Origin of the sequence: Collinsella sp. AF05-9 (genome assembly GCF_003465595.1) — a bacterium.
Taxonomy (GTDB): Bacteria; Actinomycetota; Coriobacteriia; order Coriobacteriales; family Coriobacteriaceae; genus Collinsella.
Genome location: NZ_QSBB01000039.1, coordinates 1 through 15,153 on the forward strand (window position 1 = coordinate 1; position 15,153 = coordinate 15,153).

Annotated in this window: 12 protein-coding genes; 1 reads left to right on the forward strand and 11 read right to left on the reverse strand. The window is 59.4% G+C overall.

Annotated elements, in window-relative coordinates:
* Window positions 1–88: 88 nt before the first annotated feature.
* From DWV43_RS08905 to DWV43_RS08950, 10 genes are all read right to left on the reverse strand, one after another.
* A complete protein-coding gene (locus tag DWV43_RS08905; RefSeq protein ID WP_117564950.1) occupies window positions 89–556 on the reverse strand; it encodes a YfcE family phosphodiesterase in 468 nt (155 codons plus the stop codon).
* Between the two features lie 96 nt (window positions 557–652).
* Window positions 653–1,369 (reverse strand): LytTR family DNA-binding domain-containing protein, encoded by a 717-nt coding sequence (locus tag DWV43_RS08910; protein WP_006235156.1) that lies wholly within the window; start codon window positions 1,367–1,369, stop codon window positions 653–655.
* 72 nt (window positions 1,370–1,441) lie between these two features.
* The gene (locus DWV43_RS08915) at window positions 1,442–2,785 is read right to left on the reverse strand and encodes a histidine kinase (RefSeq protein WP_117655950.1); all 1,344 of its coding nucleotides are present in this window, start codon (window positions 2,783–2,785) and stop codon (window positions 1,442–1,444) included.
* Window positions 2,782–3,969: a glycosyltransferase gene (locus DWV43_RS08920; RefSeq protein ID WP_117648129.1), complete on the reverse strand. Its 1,188-nt coding sequence runs from the start codon at window positions 3,967–3,969 to the stop codon at window positions 2,782–2,784. Before DWV43_RS08920 ends, DWV43_RS08915 begins: the two co-directional genes overlap by 4 nt.
* Before the next feature lie 171 nt (window positions 3,970–4,140).
* Window positions 4,141–5,400: an MFS transporter gene (locus tag DWV43_RS08925; protein ID WP_117818173.1), complete on the reverse strand. Its 1,260-nt coding sequence runs from the start codon at window positions 5,398–5,400 to the stop codon at window positions 4,141–4,143.
* 101 nt (window positions 5,401–5,501) lie between these two features.
* Window positions 5,502–6,446 carry a zinc dependent phospholipase C family protein gene (locus DWV43_RS08930; protein WP_117818171.1) on the reverse strand — a complete coding sequence of 315 codons (945 nt, stop codon included), beginning with the start codon at window positions 6,444–6,446 and terminating at the stop codon, window positions 5,502–5,504.
* Between the two features lie 92 nt (window positions 6,447–6,538).
* Window positions 6,539–7,273, reverse strand: coding sequence for a LytTR family DNA-binding domain-containing protein (locus DWV43_RS08935; protein ID WP_117818169.1), 735 nt, complete (start codon window positions 7,271–7,273; stop codon window positions 6,539–6,541).
* A 39-nt stretch (window positions 7,274–7,312) separates the two neighbouring features.
* A complete protein-coding gene (locus DWV43_RS08940; protein WP_233539248.1) occupies window positions 7,313–8,704 on the reverse strand; it encodes a sensor histidine kinase in 1,392 nt (463 codons plus the stop codon).
* 112 nt (window positions 8,705–8,816) lie between these two features.
* Window positions 8,817–10,094, reverse strand: coding sequence for an amidohydrolase family protein (locus tag DWV43_RS08945; RefSeq protein ID WP_117655955.1), 1,278 nt, complete (start codon window positions 10,092–10,094; stop codon window positions 8,817–8,819).
* A gap of 131 nt (window positions 10,095–10,225) precedes the next feature.
* A complete protein-coding gene (locus tag DWV43_RS08950) occupies window positions 10,226–11,677 on the reverse strand; it encodes an APC family permease (RefSeq protein ID WP_117818165.1) in 1,452 nt (483 codons plus the stop codon).
* 356 nt (window positions 11,678–12,033) lie between these two features.
* Between DWV43_RS08950 and DWV43_RS10430 the strand changes: the two genes are divergently transcribed.
* Window positions 12,034–13,035: a C39 family peptidase gene (locus DWV43_RS10430; protein ID WP_233539247.1), complete on the forward strand. Its 1,002-nt coding sequence runs from the start codon at window positions 12,034–12,036 to the stop codon at window positions 13,033–13,035.
* A 507-nt stretch (window positions 13,036–13,542) separates the two neighbouring features.
* Here the strand turns inward: DWV43_RS10430 and arcC are convergent.
* Window positions 13,543–14,505 (reverse strand): carbamate kinase, encoded by a 963-nt coding sequence (arcC, locus tag DWV43_RS08960; protein WP_006235166.1) that lies wholly within the window; start codon window positions 14,503–14,505, stop codon window positions 13,543–13,545.
* Between the last annotated feature and the right edge of the window lie 648 nt (window positions 14,506–15,153).

A 15,153-nucleotide genomic window follows, 5' to 3' on the forward strand; every position in this document is an offset into this window, starting at 1 on the left:
GGGTTGGTCTGATTGTTCTGGTTGGACTTCTTACTTTGGCTCAAAGAAAAACGGGAGATGCCTTGTGCATCCCCCGTTTTTGTTGCGGTTAGTCTAGGTCAATAAACTTGGTACTTATGACATGGCCGTCTTTTACTAGCATTCTGGCCATAGTGGGGCCTCGGGTGCCTCTGGGGTAGCTGGCGCTGCCCGGGTTGAGGACTAGGCAGCGGCCCACTTGGGCTTCTTTGGTTACGTGGGTGTGGCCGTTGATGGCTACGTCTACGGATCCCACCGGAAGGTCTTCGCGGTAATGGGCTACGGCGAATTTGAGGCCTTCGTAGGTAAAGAGCGCAAGACGGTCTACATCGGGGCCGTAGTCGCGGTAGTAATCGTTGTTGCCCAATACGGCCCGCACAGGGGCGATGGTGCACAGGTGCTCGTAGTCCATCTCTGACGTGAGGTCGCCGGCGTGGATGATCAGGTCTGCGCCCTCAAGCTCATCCAAGAGCGCAGGCGATAAATAGCCGTGGGTGTCCGAGATGATGTCGATACGCTTGGCGCTTGCACTGTTCATGGGATCCCTTCCGCAAAAAACGATTCGGCAGATACATACAAAAAAGGCCCCACGGCTCCGCAGACGATGGGTCTACAGGGCTGCGGGGCCAGTGTGCTAGAGACTCAAGGCCTTCTTGAGCGGCACGACGCGGCGGCGCGAAACCGGCACGCGTTCGTCGACGCCCGTAATGCCCAGCTGGATGGCGCCCGAGGGCACCGTCTCGACGTCCGTAACGCACGCCAAGTTGACGATATAGCGGCGGTGAACACGGAAGAAGCCAAAGTCGCAGAGCTTGGCCTCAAACTGCGCCAGCGAGGTCGTCGACAAAAAGCGATCATCGACGGTATAGATGCAGGAGTAATCGTCCTTGGCCATGATAAAGCGAATGTCGTCCACGGGAATGAGCACCTTGCGGCCGCCCTTTTCCACCGGGATACGCTCGATGGTCACCTTGCTGTCCGTAACCGGCTTGGCGCGTTGCATGACTTTCTCGATCGCGCGATCCAAGCGAGCTTCCTCGACCGGCTTCATCAGATAATCGACGGCATCCACGTCGAATGCCTCGACCGCATGGTCGCTATACGCAGTCACAAATACGATCGCCGGCGGATTTTTGAGCTTATGCAGCGCCTCGGCAAGTTGCAGGCCCGAGGCACCGGGCATCGAGATATCGAGAAACACGACATCCACGCGACTTTCCATAAGCATCTCGATGGCGGAGCGGACGCTCGACGCCTCCGTGATCGTGCCGATCTTGCCCGTTTGCTCGAGCAAGAAGCGAAGCTCCGAGCGAGCCGGCGCCTCATCATCCACAATCATCGCACGCAGCATAGGGATAAAACCTTTCGTCAACTAACTACGCCGGGCATCCGTCGCATGACGTTGAGCCCGTAGCCTTTTATTTTACTCTTGAATGTCAAAGATGCTCTCTGACAAATCAAGATGAAGAAGCACTTTGGTGCCCTTGCCCGGCGCCGATTCGACACGCGTATAGGAGTGCGGCCCAAAAAAGCGATGGATGCGCTCCGAAATATTGTGCATGGCCACACCGGCGCCGCCACCCTGGGGAGAGCTGGCGTCGGGACGGGCAGAGCGCTCGTCAAACAGTCTGGCGGCGGTACCCTCATCCATGCCCACGCCATTATCGGCCACGGCAATCAAGATTGCATCCTCGCCGTCTTGGTGAACGGTCACGTCGATCCTCAGGGCGTCGTCATCGCCCATACCATGACGCACGGCGTTCTCGACAATCGGCTGGATCACGAACGCCGGCACCAGCGTATCTTCCACGTCCTCGGACACATCGAACGTCGCAAGCACGCGGTCCTCGCCAAAGCGGGCCTTCTCAAAGGTAAGGTAGCGCTTGGTCTGTGCGACCTCGCGCGAGACCGGAATAAGCGATCCCGAGTTGTCGAGCGTGGCGCGATAGAACGATGAGAACTCACGAAGCAGTTCGCGGGCCCTCAGCGGGTCGGTGCGCGTAAACGATGCAATGGTGTTCAGCGTGTTGAACAGGAAGTGCGGGTTAATCTGCGCCTGCAGCGCACGCACCTCGGCGCGCGCTGTGAGTTCCTTTTGCACCTCGAGCTCGTGGATGGCGAGCTGCGTGGACAAGATCTCGGCAAAGCCCGAGGCAAGCGCGTACTGGGTACGGTCGACGGCGCGCGGGGTCTTGTAGTAGAACTTGAGCGTGCCGACGGTACGATCGCCCACCTTGATGGGGGCGATAATGCCGGCGGGGACTTGGTTGTGCGAGCCGTCCGAGCCCACGACATCCACCATACGGTTGAACGACTGCACGATGCCATGTTCGATAACGTAGCGTGTGGCAAGCGTGTGGATGGGAGAATCTGGCAGTAGTTTTTCCTCAAACTCGCCCGCGCAGGCAAGCACGTTGTCCTCATCGGTGATGGCCACCGTCATGGCGCGCGTCTCGGGCAAAATGCGCTGGCACACCAAACGCGCCGACTCCTGTGTCAAACCGCCCTTAATGTCCTCGAGCATGGCCGAGGCCACCGAGAGCGTCTCCTCGGTGTACTGGGAGCGCACCGAATCGGGATTGAGCGTCAAAAAGATAAAGATGCACAGAAAGATGCACAGCAGCGCGCAGGCAATCACCGTGGCAATCGGCTCGATTCCGGTCGCCAGGGCAAAAATAAAGTACACCAGCACGCAAATGGCGCAGGCAACGGCAATGATGCGAAAGATTGATATTGAACTATCGCGCTGGGCGCGGCGGTCGATCATTCGGCCCCCTCCAGGATACTGATCAGTTGTGCGTCACGCCAAAGCCCGTCCATGATCTTGGGCCAAAAGCTCTGGAAACGCAGGTAGCTTGCAGCGTTTTGGCGTGCATAGGCCTTTGCCTCGTCGATACCATGGCGCCAGATGCGCAGGTAGCCCTCATGCTCGCGGGTAAACACGCTGCGGACCATAGCGGTCTTGCGCACGCGGTCGTCGAGCTCGCGCGAAATCCACGGGCCCGGGTAGGGCATGAGCGATGCCGCCGTAACGGGAATGAGCTCCTTTTGATGCGCGGCGAACGTCAACTTGGCCCGTTCGTAGTACCAACGGTATACATCCTGCATAAAGCGCGGTGAGCGCTTTTCGGACTCCGGAGGCAGATGGCGCACGGTCCACTCGTTATCGAACCACACGTCGTAGCCAAACATGCGCATGTTAAAGAGGTAATCCAAGTCCTCGCCGCGGGTGATAAACGGGTCAAAGGCCACACGCGTAAAGGCGCGGGCGTGCAGGGCCATCAGGCCGCCGCACACGTAGTTGGAGCGCGAGATGCGGGTGCCCGAGAGCGCCTTTTTCATCCAACGGTTGAACTCGATGCGCTTGGTCCACCAACGATGGCAGATGCCCGCCTTGTCCGTGGGAGCCAACGGCGAGCCGTCGCGATCGTAGAAATAGCCGCTCTTGACCAAGATCGGCAAGCCCTGACGCGTCTGCTGCCCCAACGCATAGGTCGCGCGCTTCATAAAGTCGGCGTCGATGACAGCCTCATCGTCATCCAAAAAGATAACCGCGTCATGCCCCAGCACCGCAGCGCAGGCCAGCCCCATGTTGCGGATGGCACCGTAACCTCGCAGGCTCACGCACTCGCCCGAACCCTTGGGCGCGATCTGAGCAACCCGGTCTGCGATGCGCGAGGCCTGGGTGTTGGTGACAACGGTGACCTTGAGCGTGGGATGCGCGTCGACAATCTCGTGCACGCGCAGCGACACATCGGCTGTGGCAGAAACGGGACAGACCACCAAAAGGATGATGCGCGGGATGTCGCGCACCTGCTCAAGCGAGGCCAGGCAGCGGTCGAGTTCGGGATTGTCGGCGTTGAGTCGTGTCGAATGGTCATAGGTGCCAGGGGCGTTTGCGCGAGCGTCATCGCCCGCCCAATACGTTGGAATCACGACCGTGGCGTTCATGCCTTACCCTCCCTGCAACACAAAAACGGGACGCCGCCAAACACAGGCGACGCCCCGCGACCTAGCTGACTCCATCATACCCACTTGGGCTAATCATTGTTCGAAAGTCAGAATGTTTATTGCGGATAACCCCAAAAGAGTATCGCGGCGGACGCAATTACCGGCAAGTTCCTATGCGGCCTGCTCTGCCGTCTGAGACATGCGGGACAGACGGACCAGCAGCACAAAGCCCACCACCAGCAGCACGCCGATAGACAGGACGCCCAGCGAGGGGTTGCCGGTCAGCGAGGTGACGACCGACACCAAGAAGGTGCCCATGACACTTGCATAGCGGCCAAAGATATCAAAGAAGCCGTAGTACTCGTTGGACTTTTCCTTGGGAATAATGCGGCCGAAGTAGCTACGGCTGAGCGCCTGCACACCGCCCTGGAACAGGCCGACCATAATGGCAAGCACCCAGAATTCAAAGGCGGTCTTGAGGAAGAACGCGGCAAAGAGTACGATGCCCATATAGGCGGCGACGGCCACCAAGATCATATTGAGTGTGCCCACGCGACCGGCAAGCTTGCCGTAGATGATGGCGGACGGAAAGGCCACAAACTGCGTAACGAGCAGAGCCAGCACCAGTTGGGTCGAGTCGATGCCCAAAGCCGATCCATAGCTGGTTGCCATGGAAATGACCGTGTGCACACCGTCGATGTAGAAGAAGAACGCGATCATGTAGACCAGCACGGTCTTGTTGTGGGCAATCTCGCGCATGGTGTGTCCGACCTCGGAGAACACGCCGCCCACGATGTGGCCGATGGTGTCCTCGGGACCACGCTCGCGACCGTACTTCTGCTTATAGGTGCGAATGAGCGGCAGGGTAAAGATGAGCCACCAGGCACCAGTGATGACAAACGACAGACGCGTTGCCAGCATGGTGGGGACACCAAGAGCGGGACCGCCCATGATAAGCGCCAGGCAGATGATGAACGGCACGGTGGAACCGATGTAGCCCCAGGCATAGCCCGAGCTGGACACGACGTCCATGCGCTCGTCGGTGGTAATGTCGGGCAGCATGGCGTCGTAGAACGTCATAGAAGAGTTGAGGCCGATGGTGCACAGCACGTACACAGTCAAAAATGCCATGGCGGACATTGGGATAGCCTGCGCCAGGCAAAGAACCAGGCCCGTGAGGAAGAAGCCCAAGAAGAACTTGATCTTGTTGCCGGCGTAATCGGCAAGCGCGCCCAGAATGGGCATGAGCATGGCAATGACCAGCGAGGCAATCGTCTGCGCGTTGCCCCAAGCGACCACCAGGTCTGCCGAGGAAGCGCCGGTATTGATGGCGTTAAAGTAGATGGGCACCACCGAGGTATTGAGCAGCACGAGGGCCGAGTTTCCCACATCGTACATGACCCAGTTACGCTCGAGCTTGGTGTATTTCATGGACAGGGACCCTTCGTATTCGCCCGATATGCAGTTAGTTCATCGTACCCCAATTGCACAGAGGCACCGGTAAGGATTCGGCAAAGGGACAGGCACGGACCCTATTCCTCGCGGTCGAACTCCTCGTCGGCGCCGAGCACGCGGCCGCTGTAGTTGACGTGACCGGTCACGGCCTCCATGTCGCCTGTTTCGATGAATCGAGCGACCGTGCACTCGTAATCGACCAGCGCGCGATCAAAGACCTCGGGGAAGCTCTCGTTCGAGACCTCATCGGTAAAGGGATTCTTCCACGTCAGATGGCCCAGATTGCCGGCGCGCTCGGGCGGCTCGGTCGTCACGCGGTGAGCAAGGCCATCGAGCAGCGAGTAGTCGTGCACCAAGCCCTCAACCAGCGAGATCGCGCGCGTCTTTACGGAGCCGGCCGGCTCAATCGCACGGTAAAGTCGCTGCATATTGGCAACGGCAGCACCGTACTCCCCCGCCGGAATGTCAATGCCGTACACGCGTCCGGCAACATAGCTCATCAGCACGCCGGCCACGCGATTGATGCGATCGGTGGTGACGATCTCGCCCGCCGGCGGGTAATCGTCGACCGTAGCGCCATCGCGCTTAAGCTGCAGCATCAGTACATCCAGGTCGCTCTCGATCACGGCATGGACCTGACTGCTCGAATCCTCAAGCTCTGAATCGGACTCCACGATGCCAAACTGCTGCTCATAGACAAAGGGGTGGGCGTTGCGGTCGAGCACGTAATGAGACAGCAGACCCAGCGCAAAGGCGCGACCCAAGCTGGCGTCGCGCGGCAGCAGATGCGACACGCCGTCGCGCAGGCACGCGAACTGGCGAGACATGCGCGAGCGATGCATGACCTGCGCCAGCAGCGTGCAGTCGGAAACACGCGGCGTGAGCATGTGGAAGAAAAACGGGTCGGGACCTTGGTTTCCCAGGATAAAGGCGATGCGCTCCTCGTCGGACGTGATAACGCCCTGCGGAAGACGGTCGATGCTTTCCTCGCCAAACAGATGATGCGTAATGAGCGCGGGCATAATGATCCTTTCGATTTCATTCGATGTCACCCATTATGCCCACCGTGCGGTCATGCCAAACCTGCGGCGGTAAACGATGGTGTGCAGCCCGCCTACGCAAGCCCCAGGTGCGCCTTGACCTCGGCGGCGCGACGGCGGGACACGGGCACCGTCGAGCTCACGCGGTCGAGCCTGAGCTCCATCAACCCCGTGGAGCCAATCTCAACATTGTGCACGTCTTCCAAATTGACCAGATAACTGCGGTGGACACGAATAAAACCCTCGGAGGCCAAGCGCCGCTCGAGCGAGGAAATCGACTCATTGATCAGGTATGTTCCCTCGGCGCAAACGGCGTTGCAAAAATCGGCACGCGCCTCAAAGTAGCAGACATCCGCCACGGGAATGAACACCTTTTTGCCCCCGCGATCCACCGTCAGACGCAAAGGCTGGCGCGGAGCATGGACGACACGGCGAACACCCAGGGCGGTTTCGATCTTGTCGAGCGCCTTCGACAGGCGCGCGTCCTCGACCGGCTTGACGACATAGTCGACAGCATCGAGGTTATACGCGTCGGCCGCGAACTCTGCAAACGCCGTCACAAACACCACCACCGGCGGCGTCTTTAGGTTTTGCAGGGTCTCGGCTAGCTCAATTCCCGAGCGGCCGGGCATCGTGATATCCAAAAACAGCACGTCGGGCTTGTTCGACAGAATCGACTCCACGGCCTCGGTGACATTGCCCGCCTCGGCAATCTGTCCCACACGTGCATCCTTTTCCAGCAGATAACGTAGCTCAGCCCTAATTGGAGGCTCGTCATCAACCACCAAGATGTTCCATCCCTCGGACATATGCGCTTCCCCTCTTTTTTCTCTCAATCCAACCGCGCGCTACACCTTCATCGGCGCCGGCTCATGCGGCTCGCCGTTCAGCTCGACGATGACCTGCGTCCCCACGCCCTCCTGGGACTTCACGCGCATGCCAGAATCTTCCCCGTAAAAGAAATGGATGCGCTGAAGCACGTTGAAGAGCGCCAGGCCGCAGCCTCGCTTGATGGAGCCGTCGGCGGTAATGCTCTCGGGCTCCTCTCGGCGATGCTGCTCAAACAGGTGCGCGCAGACTTCTTCGCTCATACCGATGCCGTCATCTTCGACGATGATCTCCAGACCGTCATCGGTCTCAAAAGCCCCAACACGAATAGAAAGCGGCTCGGTCTCGCGCTGGGCATGCTTGATGCAGTTTTCGAGCAGCGGCTGTAAGATAAACGGCGGCACCATGCTGTCGCGCACCTCAAAGTCGATGTCGACCGAAACGCGCAGACGGCCGTCGCCATACCGGGCCTGCATAAGATTGATATAACGAGTGCCCTGTTCCACCTCATGCTCGAGCGTGGTGAGCGTATCGGAGTCAGAAAGCGTCTGACGATAGTAATTGGAAAAGTCGATCAGCAGCGATCGCGCCTTGTCGGGCTCGGTTCGCACGAGCGACACGATAGTGCTGATGGTATTGAACAGAAAATGCGGGTCGACCTGCGACTGCAGGGCGCGCAGCTCCACGCGGGCCGTAAGCTCGTCCTGGCGCTCGAGCTCAAAGCTGGCGAGCTGCGTGGAAATGAGATCGGCAAAGCCCGAGGCCAACGCCGTCTGGCGCATATCGATGCTGCTCAGGCGGGGATAGTACAGCTCGAGCGTACCCACGCAATGCCCGCGCACGGTAAGCGGTGCGACAATACCGGCGCGCAGGCGGGGAAAATAGCCACCCGTCTCGGTCGAGGCATCGCGCGAGAACACGCTTTGTTCACCGCTGTTGATCACGTTGAGCGTAGTCCGCAGTACCACCGGGGTGCCCGCGGGGCATTTTGCCGAGTCCTCGCCCCAGCTTGCCAACACCTGCCTGCCGTCGGTAAAGCAGATGGCAGAGGCGATAGTTTCGGACAGGATGATCTTAGAGGCGCCCAGGGCAGCTTCGGGCGTAAGGCCGCGCGACGTGTAGGCGAATATTTTCGACGCGATGGCGAGCGTGCGGTCGGTTGCGCTCGATGTGAGGTCGTCGGGAACGACAAAGACATACGAGAAGAAGAAGCACAGCATGACCAAGCCGGCAATGACAACAACGGCCGGAACGGGATTGGGATTATCGGTTAGATCCCAGATGAGCAGCAGGATAAGCAGCGGAACGACAATACCGAGCAAGATGGCTTGAACCACATGCTGAGCGGTACGAAAGACCTTGGTAGAGTTGTAGCTCTTGCCCAGAATCAGCCTATTGAGATCCACCGTCATCTCCTTCTTACTGACGCACCCCATAGCAATAAAGAGGGCCGCAAGCGACCCTCTCCATTGCATTATGCAATCAAAAACTGTGTTTTACATCAAGCCATCGACAAACGGTATCTTAGGCGCTGTATTTGTTAGCCTCACCAAAAGTGCCAGCCTCGACGATCCAGCCATCCTTCATGATGACGTCCATGTTGTCGGTGTTGAGCACGTGGATGTCGGCGGCGACGTCACCGTTGACAACCAGCAGGTCGGCGCACTTGCCGGCCTCGATGGAACCGGTCTCGTCCTCGATGTGGCACATCTTGGCACCGTTGAGGGTGGCGCAGGTGATGGTCTCGACCGGAGTGAAGCCGATCTTGTCGACGAACTCGTACATCTCCTCGATGGAGCAGGTGCCGTACGGGGTGACGAAGGAGAAGGAGTCGGAGCCGATCGTCATGACGACGCCGCGCTTCTTGGCCTCGCGCAGGCAGTCGTAGTTGCGCTGCAGCTCCTTCTCGACCAGGGTGCCCTCGTACTTGTCGTGCAGCTCGGGGACGTAGACGGGCGGATAGGTGGCGTACCAGGTGGGCAGGAAGGCGATCGTCGGGGTGAAGAAGGTGCCCTGCTCGGCCATGAGGTCCATGGTGCGCTCATCGATATCGAAGCCGTGAATCAGCTGCTCGCAGCCAAAGCGAACGGAGTCGTAGGCGGCGGCGTGGTTGTTGTAGCAGTGACTCCACACGGGGATGCCGACCATCTTTGCCTCTTCGACCACGGCCTGGATCTCCTCGGAGCAATAGTGCTGGTCGCGACCGGAATCCCAACGCCAGATGCCGCCACCGGTAGCCCAGATCTTGATGGCATCGGGGTTCTCGCGCAGGCGACGACGGACGGCCTTGCGCAGATCCCAAGGACCATCGACCTGGTCGCCCCAGGGATGGGATTCCTTGTTGAGCTCCTGGGTGCAGTGGTGGGAGTCACCGTGGCCGGCAACGCGGCAGAAGCCAAGACCAGTGGCCAGAACGCGCGGGCCCTTGAAGACGCCCTTGTCGATGCAGTCGCGAATCTGGATACCAAAGCGGCCGATCTCGCAGACGGTGGTGAGGCCGTGGGTGAGGCAGTCGTAGGCCTGCTTGACGGCGACGGCCTGCTTCTCGAGGAGCGGCTGCATGACCCAGTCGGTGTCATCGTCGGTCAGGTTGCCCGAGAAGTGCAGGTGGGTGTCGATCAGGCCGGGAAGGACGGTCTTGCCGGCGGCGTCGATAACCTCAACGCCCTCGGGAAGGTCCTGCATAGCACCGGCATACTCGATCTTGCCGTTGTCGTCGACGAGAACGAGGGAGTTCTCGACCGGCTCGGCACCGGTACCGTCGATGAGCTTGCCGCCAACGATTGCGTACTTAGTGGACATGGTTCCTCCTTATGGATCCATATAGTGGGCGAGGCCATGTTGGGTTATGGCCTCACAAAGCTACCCAAGTGGTGCCGGGTTCGGTGCGCGGAAGAGAGGGGTCCGCGCACCCGATCCGCCCCGGCTAGGCGTTATTTTTTGCGGGAATTGGTGAAGGCCATGAGGGCCAGGCCAACGGCCAGCCAGCCGATCACGATGCTCCACTCCACCATGTTGAGGGAGGCGGGAGAGAACGGGACCACGAGCAGGCCGATGATGACGGCGCAGGCAGCAACAGCGAGGCCGATGCCAAACTTGCCGCCGGGCACCTCGTAGGGACGAGGCAGGTCGGGCTCGGTGAAGCGCATGCGCAGGCAAGCGAGGGCGACCATGCCGCAGGAGAAGATGAAGGCGAGAGCCGACACGTTGGTCAGAGGAATGAGCATGTTCTTGCCCAGGAACGGACCGATGACGGTGATGACGCCCAGAACGGCGCAGGCGAGCTTGGGAGCGCCGGACTTGGGATCGACCTCGGCGAACTTCTCGGGCAGCTGGCCTTTGCGGCCCATGGCGAGCATGATGCGGCTCGTGGCGCCGTAGAAGGAGTTCATCGGGCCCATGGGTCCAAGCGTGGCGATGACGAGCATGGCCAGGTACAGGAGCATGTTGATGCCCTTGAGGCAGGCAAGCGCGGGAACCGGGCTCTTAACAAACTCATGCCAGTCGAGGATGGTGCCGAACGAGTAGATGCAGACCATGTAGAAGCCGCCGGCGGCCAGCAAGGCCAGGGAGATGATCTTGCCGAACTTGTTCCAGTTGAGGCCCTCGGCTGCTTCCTCAGCCTGCTGAGGAATGGTATCGAAGCCGGCGTAGAAGAACGGGGTCAAAACCAGGACCGACACGATGCCGGCGAACAGGCTGGTGCCCTCGGTAGCGGGCTTGCCGCCGCCAGCACCGGTGACCTGGGAGAACACGGGCATGGCGTGTTCCGGCGAACCGGTGAACAGCGAGACACCCATGGCGAGCAGCATGCCGCAGAGCAGAGCCTTGGTCAGGAAGGCCTGGAGCTTGGCGGCCGAGCTGGCACCGCGGAAGTTGAGGAAGATGACGTAGACTGCAAAGCCGAGCGCGATTAGCGTCGGGAACAAGTAAACGTCGGCGCCCAAGATGGTGTAGAGCTTGACGGCGCGCAGCCACTCAAGACCGGGCAGGCTGCCGAACATCTCGGACACGAGGGTCGAAATGGCGATGGCCTCCCACGGGCACAGGATGCCGTTGCCCAGGGCCAGGAGCCAACCGGTGATGTAGCTCAGCGTACGGCCAAAGCTACGGTCGACATACTCGACGATGCCGCCCGAGATGGGGATAGCAGCCGTGAGCTCACCGAAAACAGCTCCGACGGGCACGAGGAAGATTGCACCCAAGAGGAATGCGATCATAGCGGGAACGGGACCGCCGCCCACGACCATCCAGTCGCCGACCTGCAGGACCCAACCAGTACCGATGATGGCACCGAAACCGATGGTGAAGAAGTTCCAGAGCGAAAGCGTTTTCTTCATGCCGCCGTTACCTTCGACTGCAACTTCTGCGTTCTTGTCCGCCATTGTTCCCCTCCTTTCCTTATTGACGCCTCTTTGGCGTCACCCCTTGCGCGGTCTGTTTTGCCGCGCGCTTTTATTTCGTGGCTTTAAGATACGGCCTTGGCACAGCAGCGCCGCTTGTGGCTCGACCGAAGGCAGAACTGCAAAACGAGCGGCGCCGTTTTTGGGACGAACGGCGGAAGACGTCATTCGTCTTGGACGCTTTCATCTTGTCTGCTTTTGAATACCTGTTGCCGTGACGCTTGGCGCGCGGCGCGGCAACGTTCATACCATTTGTCAGGCTTTTGGCGCACATACCCATGTGTCGCGCCTCTTTTTATGTAGGATAGACAAGTTACACATGAGGCAAGGTGATTCGAATGGCATATGGATACAATGACGGCGACCAACGGCCACAAAGCGTGCGCCTTGCCGGCCGTACCACACCAACGCCCAGAAGCACCTCCGACAACGACAACCAGCAGCGCCCCCAAGAGCAGCCCGGGGCTTCTTCTCGGCAACAAAGCCGTACCGTGCAGCAGTCAGACCGCGTGAGCACGAGCGCACGCCAACGCCAGATCGACACATCGCAGCCACGCCGCTACGATTGCCGTACGACCGACTACTACGTTAAGCGCTCCTTTTCGCGACCTCAACGCAATCGCGGCAATTCCGCCCCTCGCCCCGCGTCGCACACCACAAGCCACGCACTTCCAGCCCGCCGCCTACGCCTTGCGCTTTGCTCCATTGCCGCCTGCCTCGTCTTTGTGTTTTTGGGATCCTGTATCTCGCACGGATCAGCCGGTCTTGAGCCCACTGCCGAGGACAAGCTGCTTAAAGCTCCCGTCGCGCCCGGTTACTCCTTTGCGTTCTCGACCCCACGCTCGCAATGGCAGGCCGGCACCATGCCCCACATCTACCAAATTGACCCCGCATGGTCGGAGCTGCCCTATGCCGGTGGCACTATTCGCGAAAACGCTTGCGGTCCCACCTGCCTCACCATGGTCTATATCTTTAAGACCGGCCATACCGATAAGACGCCGGTCGATATATGCGCACTGGCCGAAGCCGGCAACTACGCCCCCACCGGTGCCACCGAGTGGTCGTTTATGACAGGCGGTGCGTGGCAGCTGGGGCTCAACGGAACACAGCTCTATAACGATCGCGAATCGATTACCCAAGCACTTCGCTCGGGTGCGCCCGTTATCGCCGCAGTGCGCCCCGGTACGTTTACCAACGTAGGCCACTACATCGTGCTCTACGGCATCGACGATGCCAGCCAGATTGGCGTCTACGACCCCAACTCGGCCAGCCGCAGCGCCCGCCGCTGGGGCGTGGTGGAGGTCCTCAACGAAGTCGAAGCCATGTGGGCCTACTACTAGTCATTGGGGACACTCATTGGGGACAGACTTAAATGAGTAGTCCCAGATTGCCAGGAACCGCCGGTACGGAAAGCGCATCCCACTTTGGAACTCAATGGTGAGATGCGCTTTCCGCTAGCGGTCCGTTTGGGAAACAACATCCCGCTTTTCGGCCAAATTCCGGGATGCATTTTCCCGTTGAGGACCTCAAGGGAAACTAGATCCCGTTTTGGACGTTCATCCTGGGATGCACTTTCCGCAGTTGATCGACAGTGGCCTTTAAGGACTGTCCCAAGCTGCCGGCAGGAAAGGAACGTCCCCAAGTGCCGGGTTTCCGCAGTCATTGGGGACAGACTTAAATGAATAGTCGTTGAGGACGTTCTTGTTTGACTAGTCGTTTAAGAACGTCCCCAATGACTAGGTGAATAGCAAAAGCCCCGCAGCCGGAGCGGACTGCGGGGCTCATGAAGAGAGGCTAGTTTGTGGGCGTCTTGCCTGGCGCCCACGGGAGAGGCAACAGAGTAGAGACTACTCGTGGATGCGGGTACCGGAGAGACCGGCCATGGTCTCGGCGGCCTTGTCCAGGGCGCCGATGATGCAGGTGCGGCCCTTGCGGGAGCGGGCAAACTTGATGGCGGCGCGGACCTTGGGCTCCATGGAACCCTTGCCGAACTGGCCCTCGTCGGCCAGACGCTCGGCCTCGTCGGCGGTGAGGTCCTCGAGCTCCTCCTGGTTGGGCTTGCCAAAGTTGATGGCGACATGCTCAACGGCGGTCAGCAGGAACAGAACGTCGGCGTCGCAGTCCTCGGCCAGCAGCTCGCCGCCCAGGTCCTTGTCGATGACGGCGGGAACGCCCTTGTAGCAGCCCTTGTTCTCGTAGTCGCGGACGACGGGGATGCCGCCGCCACCGCAGGCGATGACAATGAACTCGTTGTCGAGCAGGTTGAGGATGGAGTCAGCCTCGACGATCTTCTTGGGATCGGGGGAAGCGACGACGCGACGCCAGCCGCGGCCGGAATCCTCGACGAAGACCTTGGAGGGATCCTCGGCCATGAACTCCTTGGCCTGCTCCTCGGTGTAGAAGGGGCCGATCGGCTTAGTCGGGTTCTTGAACGCGGGATCGTCGGGATCGCACTCGATCTGGGTGACGACGGTGGCGGCGTGCCAACGCTTATAGCGCTTGTGCATCTCGCGGCCGATGCCCTGCTGCAGGTGATAACCAATGTAGCCCTGGGACATGGCGCCGCACTCGGGCAGCGGCATCTCGGGGGTACCGATGGCGTCGTGGGCAGCGGCGAAGGCGTTCTGGATCATGCCGACCTGCGGGCCGTTGCCGTGGGTGATGATGATCTCATTACCCTGCTCGATAAGACCGAGGAGAGCGTGGGCGGTGTTGCTCACGGCCTCGATCTGCTCGACGGGGTTGTTGCCGAGGGCGTTGCCGCCAAGGGCGACGACAATACGATCGGGCTTGCCAAGAGGCTTAGACATTGCTGGAATCCTTTCTGTAAAAGGCCTACAACCCATTAATAACCCGCGTCCGTGCAATACGCGAGTTTATTAAGGTTTATATTCTCTTTATCGCTCATTTTATTCATTTTGAAAATAGTTTAACGGTGAACGGTCGTTTTTACCCGCTCAGCGTAAAGAAGCCCAGCTCACACATGTTTACGTCATCTACGTGCGACTTTATTTAATTAGAGCAGAGATTAGGCTGGATTATGCAAACTATATCTTTGCTAAACACATAACGGACACTGCAATTATTTACTCGCACTATACGAGATTCTATGCACTTGCAAGACAAGTATGCACCCCTGCAATAACACGGGGCTTTTCATCCAACAAAAGGGATAGCCAATCGCGCTTCACTTTGCGGCAAGCGACTGTGAGTTTGCAGTATAGAACTTTACCGTCGGGTATTGCATGAACGCCGTCGACGCCCTCTCGCTCCTGCGCGCCCAGGCAATCGAGAACATCAGCGGCGTCCCCAGTCTTTTTGCATGGCACCGCGCCGGCTCGATGGCTCTGGGACCTAAGCGAATCTTTGCTATCTGCCAATTTTTGTATGATTAGGGGCAAATCTATTGGCTCTGTTAGACCAAGGTTGACATAAAAACGATGTCACCGCGAGGCGGT

Coding starts and splice junctions, on each gene's coding strand:
- arcC (WP_006235166.1), bottom strand. CDS start 14,505: ATGTCTAAGCCTCTTGGCAAGCCCGATCGTATTGTCGTCGCCCTTGGC.
- DWV43_RS08905 (WP_117564950.1), bottom strand. CDS start 556: ATGAACAGTGCAAGCGCCAAGCGTATCGACATCATCTCGGACACCCAC.
- DWV43_RS08915 (WP_117655950.1), bottom strand. CDS start 2,785: ATGATCGACCGCCGCGCCCAGCGCGATAGTTCAATATCAATCTTTCGC.
- DWV43_RS08910 (WP_006235156.1), bottom strand. CDS start 1,369: ATGCTGCGTGCGATGATTGTGGATGATGAGGCGCCGGCTCGCTCGGAG.
- DWV43_RS08950 (WP_117818165.1), bottom strand. CDS start 11,677: ATGGCGGACAAGAACGCAGAAGTTGCAGTCGAAGGTAACGGCGGCATG.
- DWV43_RS08920 (WP_117648129.1), bottom strand. CDS start 3,969: ATGAACGCCACGGTCGTGATTCCAACGTATTGGGCGGGCGATGACGCT.
- DWV43_RS08945 (WP_117655955.1), bottom strand. CDS start 10,094: ATGTCCACTAAGTACGCAATCGTTGGCGGCAAGCTCATCGACGGTACC.
- DWV43_RS08925 (WP_117818173.1), bottom strand. CDS start 5,400: ATGAAATACACCAAGCTCGAGCGTAACTGGGTCATGTACGATGTGGGA.
- DWV43_RS08940 (WP_233539248.1), bottom strand. CDS start 8,704: ATGACGGTGGATCTCAATAGGCTGATTCTGGGCAAGAGCTACAACTCT.
- DWV43_RS08935 (WP_117818169.1), bottom strand. CDS start 7,273: ATGTCCGAGGGATGGAACATCTTGGTGGTTGATGACGAGCCTCCAATT.
- DWV43_RS08930 (WP_117818171.1), bottom strand. CDS start 6,446: ATGCCCGCGCTCATTACGCATCATCTGTTTGGCGAGGAAAGCATCGAC.
- DWV43_RS10430 (WP_233539247.1), top strand. CDS start 12,034: ATGGCATATGGATACAATGACGGCGACCAACGGCCACAAAGCGTGCGC.